Annotated in this window: 10 protein-coding genes; 4 read left to right on the forward strand and 6 right to left on the reverse strand. The window is 70.8% G+C overall.

Annotation, left to right across the window (positions count from 1 at the left end; genetic code table 11):
* Positions 1 to 69: 69 nt before the first annotated feature.
* The gene (locus WMF42_RS04095) at positions 70 to 1,017 is read right to left on the reverse strand and encodes a hypothetical protein (protein ID WP_437690304.1); all 948 of its coding nucleotides are present in this window, start codon (positions 1,015 to 1,017) and stop codon (positions 70 to 72) included.
* 240 nt (positions 1,018 to 1,257) lie between these two features.
* Here WMF42_RS04095 and WMF42_RS04100 point away from each other — a divergent pair, with 240 nt between their 5' ends.
* The 3 genes from WMF42_RS04100 to WMF42_RS04110 all read left to right on the forward strand — a co-directional run bounded on the left by WMF42_RS04100 (position 1,258) and on the right by WMF42_RS04110 (position 4,638).
* The gene (locus WMF42_RS04100) at positions 1,258 to 2,160 is read left to right on the forward strand and encodes a LysR family transcriptional regulator (protein WP_061608301.1); all 903 of its coding nucleotides are present in this window, start codon (positions 1,258 to 1,260) and stop codon (positions 2,158 to 2,160) included.
* A gap of 83 nt (positions 2,161 to 2,243) precedes the next feature.
* Positions 2,244 to 2,681 carry a DoxX family protein gene (locus WMF42_RS04105; RefSeq protein WP_233561484.1) on the forward strand — a complete coding sequence of 146 codons (438 nt, stop codon included), beginning with the start codon at positions 2,244 to 2,246 and terminating at the stop codon, positions 2,679 to 2,681.
* Between the two features lie 232 nt (positions 2,682 to 2,913).
* Positions 2,914 to 4,638 carry an ABC transporter substrate-binding protein gene (locus tag WMF42_RS04110; protein ID WP_437690307.1) on the forward strand — a complete coding sequence of 575 codons (1,725 nt, stop codon included), beginning with the start codon at positions 2,914 to 2,916 and terminating at the stop codon, positions 4,636 to 4,638.
* 25 nt (positions 4,639 to 4,663) lie between these two features.
* Here the strand turns inward: WMF42_RS04110 and WMF42_RS04115 are convergent, their stop codons facing one another.
* The 5 genes from WMF42_RS04115 to WMF42_RS04135 all read right to left on the reverse strand — a co-directional run bounded on the left by WMF42_RS04115 (position 4,664) and on the right by WMF42_RS04135 (position 11,916).
* A complete protein-coding gene (locus tag WMF42_RS04115; RefSeq protein ID WP_437690308.1) occupies positions 4,664 to 6,508 on the reverse strand; it encodes a CotH kinase family protein in 1,845 nt (614 codons plus the stop codon).
* 340 nt (positions 6,509 to 6,848) lie between these two features.
* Positions 6,849 to 7,190: a hypothetical protein gene (locus tag WMF42_RS04120; RefSeq protein ID WP_437690309.1), complete on the reverse strand. Its 342-nt coding sequence runs from the start codon at positions 7,188 to 7,190 to the stop codon at positions 6,849 to 6,851.
* A 54-nt stretch (positions 7,191 to 7,244) separates the two neighbouring features.
* Entirely contained in the window at positions 7,245 to 8,558 is a 1,314-nt protein-coding gene (locus WMF42_RS04125) for an endonuclease/exonuclease/phosphatase family protein (protein WP_437690311.1), read from the reverse strand.
* A gap of 284 nt (positions 8,559 to 8,842) precedes the next feature.
* Entirely contained in the window at positions 8,843 to 10,291 is a 1,449-nt protein-coding gene (locus tag WMF42_RS04130) for a glucose/sorbosone family PQQ-dependent dehydrogenase (RefSeq protein WP_437690312.1), read from the reverse strand.
* An 821-nt stretch (positions 10,292 to 11,112) separates the two neighbouring features.
* The gene (locus WMF42_RS04135) at positions 11,113 to 11,916 is read right to left on the reverse strand and encodes a DUF4339 domain-containing protein (RefSeq protein ID WP_061608305.1); all 804 of its coding nucleotides are present in this window, start codon (positions 11,914 to 11,916) and stop codon (positions 11,113 to 11,115) included.
* A gap of 188 nt (positions 11,917 to 12,104) precedes the next feature.
* Between WMF42_RS04135 and WMF42_RS04140 the strand changes: the two genes are divergently transcribed.
* The gene (locus WMF42_RS04140) at positions 12,105 to 12,896 is read left to right on the forward strand and encodes a hypothetical protein (protein WP_437690315.1); all 792 of its coding nucleotides are present in this window, start codon (positions 12,105 to 12,107) and stop codon (positions 12,894 to 12,896) included.
* The last annotated feature ends 105 nt before the right edge of the window (positions 12,897 to 13,001 follow it).

Genomic DNA, 13,001 nt, shown 5'->3' on the forward strand with positions numbered 1-13,001 from the left:
TGGAGTAGCCGCTCCGCCCGGAAGCAGGCTGAGCCGCTGATCTTCCTCGCGCGGCGGCGCCTCGCCGCCCTACTGTAGGCGGAGCTGGAGCCCCAGCATCCCCGTGAAGCCGCCGATCGGCAGCGTGGTCCTGGGCTTCGGGGGCCCCTCGAGCGCGGTCCCGTGGATCCGCACGAGCGCCTCGGCGCTGCCGACGAGCGCCACGTCGCCGTCGGCGGGCCACAGCAGGTCGACCGCCGTGCGCGTCCCGAGGGCCCACCCGCGCCCCGCCTCCGGCGGCTTCTTCGGGTCCTTCGCGGAGGCCGTCACCGCGTCGACGGTGGCCTCGACCCTCGCCCGCACGAGCGCGTCGAGCGGGCGGATCGGCGCGGCGAGGCCGCCTCCGCCGCCGAGCGTGAGCCACTGGACCGACACCCCCGGGGCCGGCTCGCGCAGGGTCGCGGCGTAGGACACCGACAGCGTCCCGAAGAACCCCGAGCGCCAGTCGAGCGCCGTGGCCATGATCCAGCCGCCGGCCCGCGCGGGGCCGCCGTCGAGCCCGCTCCCGGCGAGCCCGCCGGCGCCGACGAACAGGCCGAGCGGGCGCGGCGGCTCCGTGGCCGAGGCCTCCTCGGCGTCCGTGGCCGGGTCGGCGCCTGCCGGCGCGGGGGCCGCCGGGGCGCCGGCGGCGGGGGCCGCCGGGGCACCGGCGCGCTCCGCGGCCAGGGCGGCGACAAGCAGCCCCGCGGTGCGGTAGCGGTCGGGCAGCGGGTCCTCGGCGCGGAACTCGATCTGGCGCGACGACAGCGTGCCTTCGGGGGCGCCGAGCGAGGCGACGTCGACCCGCAGGCGCAGGTGGTCCGGCCCGTCCAGCCAGACGACGGCGAGCGCCCTCACCGCCGTCCCTGTGCGCTGCGGGGGGCCGAGCGCGCACCCGCCGCCCCCCGCGGCGCGAGAGCACGCTTCCACGAGGAGCGCCGCGAGCTCGCCATCCATGGCGGGGCCCGACGCGAGCTCAACGACGATCGGGGCCGCCACGGAGACTCTACCTGGAGCCGACGCTACCGGCCGCGAGGCGCCAAGGCAAGACGGAGTTGCGCCGCCCTCCGGCGGACCGGCAGGGCGCCCCCCGACGGACCGGCAGGGGCGCCCTCGGTCCGACCTGATCGAGCTGCTGCAGGGCCACCGGGCACCCGCGAGCGCCTGAGTCGCCCGCGCGCCCGCGCCGCGGGTTGTTCTCGGTTGCGAACAGTTCGCGCCCTCGCGCACCCTGGGCGCATGATCGACCCCCTCTTCGACGATCTGCCCGGCATGCTCTGCTTCGCCCGCGTGGTGGAGCGCCGCTCCTTCACCGCGGCAGCGGCCGAGCTCGGGGTGTCGAAGTCGATGGTGAGCACCCGGGTCGCGCGCCTGGAGGAGCGCCTCGGCGAGCGGCTGCTCGTGCGCACCACGCGCAAGCTCACCGTCACGGACGCGGGCATGAACCTCTACGCCCGCTGCGCGCGCGTGCTCGAGGAGGCCAGCGCGGCGGTGCGGGGCGCGTCCGACGCCGACAGGGGCCGCATCCGGCTCAACGCGCCGGTCACCTTCGCGCAGATGTACCTGGCGCAGCCGCTCGCCCGGTTCCTCAGGGCGACCCCGGGGGCGCACGTCGAGCTCGCGCTGAACGACAGGCTCGTCGACCTCGTGGAGGAGCGCGTGGACCTCGCCCTCCGGATCACGAAGCTCAGGGACTCGAGCCTCGTCGCGCGCCAGATCGCCGTGACGGCGCTGAACGTCGTCGGCGCGCCGGACTACCTCGAGCGGCGCGGGCGGCCCGAGCAGCCGGGGGATCTGCTGGGCCACGACTGCCTGCGCTACGTCCACCTGCGCGTCGAGGACGAGTGGCGCTTCTACGGCGCCGCCGGGCGCATCTCCGTCCCCGTCGCGGGCCCGCTCACGGCGAACAACGGCACCGCGCTGCGCGAGGCGGCCGTGGCCGGCGTCGGCCTGGCGGTGCTGCCGCGCTTCATGGTCGACGAGGATCTCCGGGCCGGGCGCCTCGTCGCGCTGCTCGAGCGGTTCGCGCCGCGGCCCATGGGCATCTACGCGGTGCACGCGGCCGGCCGGCGCCCGCCCGCGCGGGTGCGGCGGCTCATCGACTTCCTGGCGGCCGCGTTCCGCGGGACGTCGTGGGCGTAGCCGGCAAATCGTTCTCCTGCGAGAACAATTCGTTCCCGGGCGCGCTCTACCGCGGCGCGGTTCCGCGGCTTATTCATCGAGCCATGGAACAAACACTCATTCACCGTCTCGACACGACCCTCTCCGTCCCCCGCTCGACCGATCTGGCCGCGCTGACACTGCGCCTCGGCCTCGGCGCCGTGTTCCTGGCGCACGCGCTCGCCAAGCCGCTCGTGTTCACGATGCCGGGCACAGCGGCGTTCTTCGCCGCGAGCGGTTTCCCGGGCTGGACGGCGTACCCGGTGTTCCTCGCCGAGCTGCTCGGCGGCCTGGCGCTGCTGGCCGGGCTCAGGACGCGCCTTGTCGCGCTGGCGCTCTTGCCCGTGATGGCCGGCGCGCTGCTCGTGCACCTCCCCAACGGCTGGATGTTCTCCGGTCAGGGGGGCGGCTGGGAGTACGTCGCCTTCCTGATGATCGCGCTCGGCGCGCAGGCCCTCCTCGGCGACGGCGCGTTCGCCCTGGGACGGCGGCAGCGCGCGTAGCCCGGCGCCGCCCGGGCCCGCCAGCGCGCCCCCGCCGGCGGGCCCGGGGACACTGACCTCCTGCGGGTTGACATGCTCCGAGATGAACCGGTAAAGTTCGCGCCTCGATGGGTCGCGGCGGACGCGACCGGCGGTCCCGACGTCGCATCGTTCTGCCGCACCGGGCGGCGGTGCCGCCTGATGGGCTGACGTGGACTGTCGCGGGGACGAATCGCCCGCGTGGAGCATGCCGATGAAGACTCGAACCATGACGCGCCGCGTGTTCGCGCTGGCGGCGCTGGCCCTCTCGGCCGGCGCCGCGGGCTGTCCTTCCAGGGACGAGGCGCGGCCCGCGCCCGGCGCGAGCGGCTCGGCGGCCGCGCAGCAGGGCGCGGCGCCCGCGAAGAAGGGCCCGGCGCTCGTCACGATCTCCAGGGAGCAGCAGGCCTCCTGGGTGCGCAACTTCAACCCGCTGCTCGCCGAGGGGAGCGTCCGCTTTCCCACGCTCGCCGGCATCTACGAGCCGATGCTCGTCTTCAACACGATGAAGGGCGAGTACACGCCGTGGCTCGCGACGAAATACGCGTGGAGCGACGGGAACAAGAAGCTCACCTTCACGACCCGATCCGGCGTCAAGTGGTCGGACGGACAGCCGTTCTCGGCGAAGGACGTGGCGTTCACGTTCGCGCTCCTGAAGAAGCACCCCGCGCTCGACCTCTCGGGCGTGTGGAAGTTCGTCGAGTCCGTGAAGGCGACGGACGACGCGACGGTCGAGTTCGCGCTGGCGCGGGCTTACGTCCCGGGGCTCAGCTACATCGGTCACCAGCCGATCGTGCCGGAGCACACGTGGAAGGACGTCGCCGACCCGGTCACGTTCTCGAACGAGAGCCCCGTGGCGACAGGCCCGTTCACCGAGGTGAAGGTCTTCCAGAACCAGGTGTACGAGCTCGGCAAGAACCCGAACTACTGGCAGCAGGGGAAGCCTGCCGTCGACGGGCTCCGCTTCCCGGCGTACCCGGGCAACGACCAGATCAGCCTGGCGATCATCAACGGCGAGGTCGACTGGGCGGGCGCGTTCGTCCCCGAGATCGAGAAGGTCTATGTCGCCAAGGACCCGGCGAACCACCATTACTGGTTCCCGCTCGTCGGCGGCATGGCCACGCTCTACCCGAACAGCACGAAGAAGCCGTTCGACGACGCGCGCGTGCGCAAGGCGATCAGCATGGGCATCGATCGGGCGCAGATCGTGAAGATCGCGTCCAACGACTACACCCAGCCGGCGGACGCGACAGGGCTCGACGACTCCTACGAGCGCTGGCGCAACCCGAAGGCCGTGGCGTCGGGCGACTGGGTGAAGCTCGACGTGGCCAGGGCGAAGCAGCTCCTCGACGAGGCCGGGTGCGCTGTGGGCCCGGACGGGATCCGGGTGAAGGACGGCAAGCCGATGCGCTTCGAGATCAACGTCGTCACCGGCTGGTCCGACTGGGTCCGCGCGGTGCAGATCATCGCGCAGAACCTGAAGGCGCTCGGCATCGACGCCTCGCTCAAGGCGTACGATTTCAGCGCGTTCTTCGCGGCGCTCCAGAAGGGCACGTTCGACATGTCGATGGGGTGGACGGTCGTCGAGCCCACGCCCTACAACTACTACCGCGAGCTCATGTCCGCGGAGCTCGTGAAGCCCGTCGGCGAGGCGAGCGCGCGCAACTGGCACCGTTACGGCGACAAGGAGGTCGACAAGCTGCTCCAGCAGTTCGAGTCGGCGACGGAGTTCGCCGAGCAGAAGCGCATCCTCGACGAGGTGCAGATGCTCTACGCGCAGAACGCGCCGGTGATACCGCTCTTCAAGAACCCGTCCTGGGGCGAGTACAACACGAAGCGCTTCACGGGCTTCCCCACCAGGGAGAACCCGTACGCCAAGCTGTCGCCGAACAACCCGCCGGAGTACCTGCTCGTCCTGACCGAGCTCAGGCCGAGGTGATCCCGGGCGGCCGCCGAGATCGTGGTCAGGGCAGCCTGCAGACGTAGGGCAGCTCGGTGTCGCAGGGCATGTCGTTCCAGCGACCGCTGGCCCCGTCCGCGAGCTCCACGCAGTGCTCGCCGCCGCCGGCGTCGTTCGGCTCGCCGCCGTTCCAGCGCTCGTAGTCGAGCGGCGTGCCGTCGGTCCAGACGAAGTCCCCCTCCGATTCCGCGTCGGTGAGCCCGATCCACCAGTCGCCCTGCTGGAGGTCGGAGGCGGCCGAGAACACGAGATCCTGCGTCTCCATGTCATGGATGGACACGAGGTGCCCGTCCTGCGCGGTGCAGTCGCGCTCCGCGTCTTCCCACGTCGCGGGCCTGAAGCAGAGCGCGAGGGCGCCGCCGTCGGGCAGCGGCTGCTGGACGCAATGCGGGCACGACGGATCGTCGTCCACGACCCCGTCGCAGTCGTTGTCGACAAGGTCGCACAGCTCGGGGGCGCCCGGGTACACCGAGGCGTCGCCGTCGTCGCAGTCCTCGTCGCAGCCGGACGAGAGGTCGCCGTCCGCGTCGATCCCCGACGGGTCCTCGCACGCGAGCTGCGCCCGCACGCCGGCGGGGCGGTCGTTCAGGAAAGCGATTGTCGCGTCGATGCTCGCGCTGACGATATCGGGGCTCGAGTCCGTGCGCGGATCCTCGAGCACGTGGGGCCAGATCAGGGCGCGCGCCGCCTCGGCGTCGCTCGCCAGGTCGAGCTCCGCCGCGCGCTCGAGGACGCGCTCGAACGCCGCCGCGAGCGCCTGCCGGCAGGGCGGCGAGGCGGTGCACATCTGCTCGAGGCGGGCGACGCCGCCGAAGGGATAGAGGTCGTCCTCGAATGTCTGATCGAGGCCCCACGGCAGGAAGGTCCAGCGGCCGTCGTCCGGGCGCCGCGCGATGAAGTAGTTGTTGCGCAGCCAGACGTAGCCGTCCCAGTGGCCGATGAAGGTCTCGGTGGCCGCGAACGCGAGGTATCGCTCCATGTCGATGCGCTGCGACGCCTCGGCGAGGAACGTGTCCCGGCGGTTCATGTCGTCGAGCGCCTCGACGAGCTCGACGAGATCGGCGAACGCGACGTCGTCGCCGTTGTCCTGATCGAAGGTATCGATGAGCTGGGGCTCGAGATCGCTCCCGTACGCCCCCTCGTACAGGTTGCCTTCGTGGTCGCCGAGCCAGCGATCCAGAAAGCGAGGGTTATCCGCTGCTTCCACGGTGGCATACAGCCCGTAGAGCGAGCCGTTCAGCCAGACCGTCGCGTGGGCCGAGCGCGCCGCGGGCACGTCCATCGCGCGGAACAGCGCGTAGGCCAGGCGCTCGTGGATCATGCTGCGATCCTGGACCATGTTGTTGAGCGCGAGCTTCTCCACCCCGAGCAGGGTCTGGTCGTCGGTGAACTCGTCGAATTTCAGCAGGAAGGCGGCCTTCTGGTCCAGGGTCCGGAACGACCCGTGCTCGCCCTTGAGCCGCACGCCGATCTCGGAGAGCTCGATCACCTCACCGTCCAGCGTCACCGTGAGCTGCCCGGGGACGTACTCGTCGGGGGTGGCGTCGAGCTGATCGATCGACGCCTGAGAGAGCGCGATGTCGAACCGCGGGACGCTCGTGCCGGCGAAGAGCCGCGCTGCGGGATCGGGGGGCGGGGGCTCGTCGCCGCCGGAGCCGCCGGAGCCGGTGGAGCCGCCGGCGCTGCCCAGGCCGCCGGCGCCGCCGATGCCGGACGCGCCACCCGAGCCGCCCGCGCTGCTGTTGTCCGGCCGAGGATCCTCGGTGGAAGTGCTGCATGCGGCGAGCAGCGCAAGGGACATCGCGAGCGGACCGGTCCAGCTCGAGGAATGTGGGAATGACTTTCTCACGTTCCGTCTCCTTTACATGGGTTGTTCGCTGCTTGCACGTCCGCTCGAGTTGATGTGCGTCGCGAAGTCCAGCGGCCGCGTCCGTGCAATGCCCGGAGAGGATCTCCCCTGGGACCCGCGCGCGAGACGTTCATCTTCCACGTAGACGTTCCTACACTGGACCACACAGGTGCAAGGTGAGAACCCACGACGGCCTTGATCATGAGGCGAATCGGCCGATCGGTAAGGCGCTCAGGGGCTCGGCGCCTGCCGCTCTCGGCTGCGCGCGGCGCGACGCGCTGAGCGCTGCAGCCCGACGGTGGCGCGCGCCGCTGCTACGTGGACCGCAAGGGTTGTGCCCTCATTCGGGCGCCTTGGACGTGGTGATCCGCAGCTTGCGCGTCGGAGCGCCGCCCGTCGCGTCGGTCCGCGCCGAGGCCGTGATCCGGTACGAATACCCCGTCGGCATGACATCCGTCTCGAAGCCGGCGGCTGGCCCGAGGCATACGTTCTGATTCCGGAAAGCGCCCCAGACTCCGCGCTTCGTCTGGATGTCCTGTCCCACGTACTGGGACCCGTCCCACTGGTAGAGATAGGCGGTCAACCAGAGCGCTTCGCAAGCGGCTTTGCTGGTCGGAACGCTGTAGTTCCAGGCCACTGTCGTGGTGGGCAGCGGCCCGCGCGCATGGTCGTCGATGTCCACGTTGACCGCCTTGAAGCAGCCGGCAGCGACGCGCGGGTCAGGAGGACGCCCTGGTCACGGCGCCTCGGCGCCCGCCGCGTCGGCGGGGAGCAGGAAGTCGCGCACGACCCCCATGTGCTGCATCGAGCTGGCGCCGCTGTCCGTGGCGAGGGCCGGGCTGAGCTCCTCGATCGGCGAGTAGACGCGCGTGTCCACCACCAGGCCGCTGGTGAACCGGCTCCCGCCGATCACGACGGCGGTCTCGAGCCGATCCAGATCGTCGTCGACGAGCACCCAGTCGTACGGCTTGCTCCTGCCGGCGTTGGTGTCCGTGTCCCCGTTCCCGTCGGCGGGGTAGGGCCCTGACGTGACGACGACGTCCGACAGGGTGGAGATGCAGGGCTCGCTGCGGTTGTCGGTGTTGAAGTCGCCGCCGATGACCAGGTAATCGCCCTCGGGGACGATGGCCTGGATGCTCGTGACGAGCTGCCGCGCCTCGTCCCGGCGCACGGTCGAGCTGCGGGTCAGGAAGTGGACGCTGACGGCCCAGAGATCGATCGGGCCAGGGATGTCGATGCGCGCCCAGGCGAAGTCCCGGTTGCCCACCTCGCCATCGTCCCACTCGCCGGCCTCGACGATCGGATAGCGGCTGATGATCCCGTTCGGGATCTGCGCGCCGTCCTCCTGGTAGTAGCTGAACGTGCTGCCGAACGTGCCGTCCACGAACGCGCGGAGCTCGTCCGCGCCGTTGTCGCCGTAGTTGAACTCCTGGATCAGGACGATATCCGGTCCGACGCCCTGCATGATGCGCTGGCCATGGCCGGGGTCGTAGCTCTGGCGCGTACCGCTCGTGAGGTTCGCTGTCATGAGCCGGAGGCGCACCGTGGGCGTCCCGCCGTCGTCGCCACCAGCGCCGCCAGAGCCGCCCGTGCCGTCAGAGCCGCCCGCGCCGTTGGAGCCGCCCGCGCCGCCAGAGCCGCCCGCGCCGCCAGAGCCGCCCGTGCCGCCAGAGCCGCCCTCGCCTCCCGCGCCACCACCGATACCGCCGGCGCCGTCCTCGCCGCCGGCGCCACCCTCACCAGCACCGGTTCCACCGCCACCGCCGACGCCCTCACCAGCGCCGGTTCCACCGCCACCGCCACCGCCGCCAGCTCCGCCCTCACCACCGCCACGGCCACCCTCGCCGCCGGCGCCGCCGACCCCGCCGCCGCTGCCGTCACCGCCGCCCTCCTCGACGCCTCCCTGCCCGCCGCCCCCTCCGCCGGACGATGACGAGGATGTCGAGGACGAGAGGCCCGCCTCGCTCCCCGGCGGGTCGGACCGACATGCGGCGCCGGAGAGCGCGGACAGGAGCAATGCCAATCGCAGGAGCTGGCGCCCCTGGGCCATGGAGGACGAACTGCGCATCTCGTTGCACCGGACCTTTCCTGGGTTTCCTTTGATGAAAGCACGGACGAGGACGCGCCAGGAACCCTGAACGCCCGCCGGACGACGATCCGCGGGACCGATGGCCATCGTGTGCGGAGGCAGCGCACATCGCGGGCCGTCCACGCGCGCCGCCACGAGCGTTGCCTCAGCGACGAGGCCGCGCCTGCGGCGCGCCAGGCGCTGTCATCGGGTCGAGGTCGCGGACCTGCGCCGGTTCGACGCAGGTCCTGCGCCGCCGATGCTGCTCAGTTGGATCCCGTGTACTTGAACTCGAGGATCGCCCCCGGGTTCTCCAGGGCCGTCGTGGCGCCGCCGTTCGGTCCGCTCGTGTTTCCCGCGGTGTCCGTGATGATGTAGAACGTCCGGCGGTCCGGGCTCATCGCGAGATCGCGGTAGCGGTTGGTGGTCGGGAAGAGGGCGATCGGCTCGCCGACCACGGACTTCCCGTTCGGGCTCAGCTTCACCTGGAACAGCGCGCCCTCCTTGAGGGCCGTCATCAGCAGCGTGTTCTCCCACCCGGGGACGCCGAACCCCGCCGGGTAGTAGTGGAGCGACGAGGGCGCGACCGTCGGCCAGCAGATGTACTGGAGGAAACCGCACGCCGGATCGAAGAAGTTGTAGTTGTCAGGGACGGTGTAGAAGGTGAGCATCGGCTCCTTGAACGGCGTGGTGAAGGCGCTCTCCTCCTGCTGCGGGACGGAGGGAGGGGCCATGTAGTCGTTCCAGAAGAGCGACTCGCAGGACGCCGGGCTCGAGGCCGACCAGTTGTCGTACGTGTAGGCCTGGTCGTCCTGATAGCCGGCGACGTGGGGCCAACCGTAGTTCTTGCCGGGCTCGATGAAGTTCAGCTCGTCGTCGGTCTTCGGCCCATGCTCGTTCGCATAGAGCTTGTCACCCCGGCCGAACGTGAGGCCCTGCGGGTTGCGGTGGCCGTACGAATACACATGGCTGCGGACCCCGTTGATCACCGGGTTGTCCTTCGGGATCGAGCCGTCGAGGTTCATGCGCAGGATCTTGCCCTGGTACGTCTGCCAGTCCTGCGCCGCGACCTGGGCCGCCGTGGGCAGCTCCTGCGCGCGGATCGGGAGGCACTTCCTGTCGAACTGGTTGTTGCCCTGATCACCGATGGTGTAATAGATCCTGTAGTCGGGGCCGATCAGGATCCGCGCGGAGTTGTGGTCGTTGCTCCCCGGAAGGCCCGTGATGATGTCGACAGGGCTCCCCAGGGTCTCGGTCGCCGGATCGTACTTGTAGCGGCGGATCTTCGTCCTTCGGTCCACGCCTTCGCCGGGATCGATGTCGTAAGTGTACGAGACGTAGACGTATTCTCTCCCCATGCCCTTGAACATGTCCGGGTGGAGGGCCAGGCCCAGCACGCCGTCCTGTCCACCCGACTGGAACGCCTCCGTGATCGTGATCGCGGGCTTCAGCAGGCCGTCTTCCGGCCTCACGCGCACGACCCGCTTCGCCGTGCGCTCGGTCAACCACAGGTGATCGTCCGGCCCCCAGACGATCCGCATCGGGTACGAGAGATTTCGCAGGATCTCGCGCGAAGCGAAGGTGGCTTCCCCGGGGGCGGGGCCCCCGCCGCCCGGCTCGCCGACGACGACGGCCTGGCCCTCGGCGCCGACGGGATCGTCCAGATCCGCGGCGTCATTGCATCCGATAAAACTCCATGAAGCGACGGTGAGCAAACCAACCTGAGCAAGGGTAATGGCTAGACCACGTGAGATGAACAGGGACATGGTGCTACCTCTCTGCTTCTTTCAGGCGACGGCGCTGACCAGGTCCTACCGCGCCAGGGCGCGGTGGACGTGATGGGCGAGCTTCAACATGGAACCGGTGAGCACACTGCTCCCGGTAAGGCGCCCCCCAGTTAAGGTAAGGTCTTTACTATAGCAAGCGCCCGGGACCCCCGCACTGTCAAGTTCAATCCGCTTTGCAACACGGATGGCACAGCGCACGAAAGCCGCGCTGAATCAGATTTCTGGCACGGCCGTTGCGGAGCTCGTGATACCCCGCCGAGCCTCACGAGACCGGCGCGCGGCGTTCACGGAGCACCTTGTCGTCAAAGGGCGCTTGTTCTGCGCCCCCGGGGGATGCCAGCGGCGACGCTGCGGTGGGCCGGCGCGGACAGCGAAGCCCCACAGTCGAGGAGAGCTCGGCGCGGCAATCGAGGGCGACAGGACATCTCCTGGCTTGCTCACCGACGCGCGCTGCTCGCTTATCGAGGCGCGGCGGTCGCCCGTGAGGGCGCCTCTCGCGCGACGGGATGGAGCGGCGTCCACCTCGCGATGACCCGGAGCGGCCAGGGAACCCCCCCATCGGCAGCCTTTTTCAGCGGGGAAATGGAGCAGGGAGGCGGGGAGTATCGAGAAGATTTCCCTCCCCGTCTCCCGGCCTCCCCGAGAAATCTTCTTACAATTTCAAGGGAATGCCCCACCTCGGCCGCGCCGTTCGCGCGGGGGGACGCCGCGGCCGTGGGTGGGGCAGGGGAGGCGCGGCGCCTCCTCGGCTACGGCGCCTTCTCCGCCAGGCCGAGCTTCTCCAGCGAGCGCGGGGTCCCGAAGCCGGGCCCGCCGAGCGCGGACTCGATCCGCTGATACTCGTTCTCCCGCCCCGCGGAGCGCGCCGCGTCGAGGAGGACGTCATTGCGGTAGAGCGTCAGCGTCAGCCCCGCCACGACCGACAGCGCGAGCATCAGGCGCTGCGCCCGACCCGTGCCGCGCGCGCGCGGACCCGTCCGGACCGTGTCCCGCAGCGACATCGGCGTCAGCATCTGCTGCGCCGCGGCGCCCGGCAGGGCCAGCGTCGACATCATCTGCGGCGCCGGCGTCGCCGGGTCCGGCAGCATCAGCTGCGCCAGCATCTGCGGCTGCGGCGGCGGCGGGGTGGGCCGAGACGCCGCGAGCATCGCCGCCGGCGGGGCGGCCACCTCGGTCCGCGTCACGATGTTCGTGAAGCTGTCCACAGGTCCGAGGAGCGCGGACGCCGAGAGGCTCGTCACCACGGGCGTCGGATCGTCGGAATCCATGGCCCGCGGGATCATCGGGCCCGGACGAGCCGGGGCCCGCGCCGGCTCCGGCGTCTCCGGATCGAGGCCGGCCACGATGCCGAGCGGCTGCCAGTTCGCCATGCCCGGCCGCCAGATCTTGGTCGACTCGTCGATGAGATCGAGGCGGAACAGGTCGTCGAGCTTGTCCAACGTGAGCACCTTGATGTCGTCTGGCGCGACGGCGACATGCCACAGGGTCTCGCGCTCATCGGTCGCCGGAACGGGCGGCGCAGGGCGCCTGGCCGGAAGGGGCGGCGGTTTCATACAAAGTCCTCCCTTGCGAGGCCGAGGATGCCACGACACGAGCGCACCTGTACACACTGACCTGAGACGCCGCGTTCTTTCGAGGTAGTGCGGATTTTTGCAGCGTCTGGCGCGCGCACCGTGACGCTGGCGAGATCGTCGTCATGTAGGTATTCTCGCCCGCGGCGGGGCGGACCATGGAGGAATTCATGAGCACGGGACATGAGGGGATCGCGGCCGGCAACAGCGCTGGATCCTCCAGCTTCTCGCGCTGGGTCCGGGCGATCACGGCGCTCCTCCTCGTCGCGAGCGCGACGTTCGTGGCGGCATATTACGTTCCGCTCCGCCGCGCTCACCTGCTCTTGATTCAGGAGCAGCAAAAGTCGACCGAGAAGGCCAGAGAGCTCGAACAGACACTGAGCCAGGTGCGCGGGGAGCTCCAGGCCAAGGCCGCCGAGGTCGACAAGGTCGAAGCGGAGCGGCAGCAGGCGGCGGCCGCGAAGCGATCGGGGCTCGAGCGGGCCGAGCAGCTCAAGGCCGAGCTCGCGGGGAAGCTCGACAAGCTGATCAAGAAAGGGGTCGCCGCGGTCGCCGTCGCCGACGGCCGTGCGTTCGTCGCGCTCTCCGAGAGCGCTGTGTTCCTCCCCACCACGGTCGACGTGAGCCCGCAGGGGCAAGGCCTCCTGTGCCAGGTGTCGGCCGCGCTGTCCGCGAGCGTCGACCAGGCGCCGCTGCGCGTCGGCGCGGTCAGCGGTCCTCCGGAATCGGTGCCGCCCGCCTTGCAGGCCGCCTATCCGACGCCGTGGGAGCTCTCCGCGGTCCGGGCGGCGACAGCCGCGCAAGCCCTCCAGGACAAGTGCGCGGTGGCAGGAGCCCGGCTGTCGGCGGTCGGGCACGCCGCGCACGACCCCGCGGCCGCCGCGCTCGGCGAGACCAAGCTGCCTCCGGGGCGCGTCGAGATCTCCATCGCGCTGCCGGACGCCTCACCCGCGGGCAAGTGACGGTCGCGAGGGCGCTCGCCGCGCGAGCCCGGTGAGCCGGGCCCGTCGCGCGAGGCCGGGATGGCACGGGGCCAGCGCGCGATCCACGGGCCGAGCCGCCGGGGC

It is taken from the genome of Sorangium sp. So ce176, assembly GCF_051519835.1.
GTDB lineage: Bacteria > Myxococcota_A > Polyangia > Polyangiales > Polyangiaceae > Sorangium > Sorangium cellulosum_G.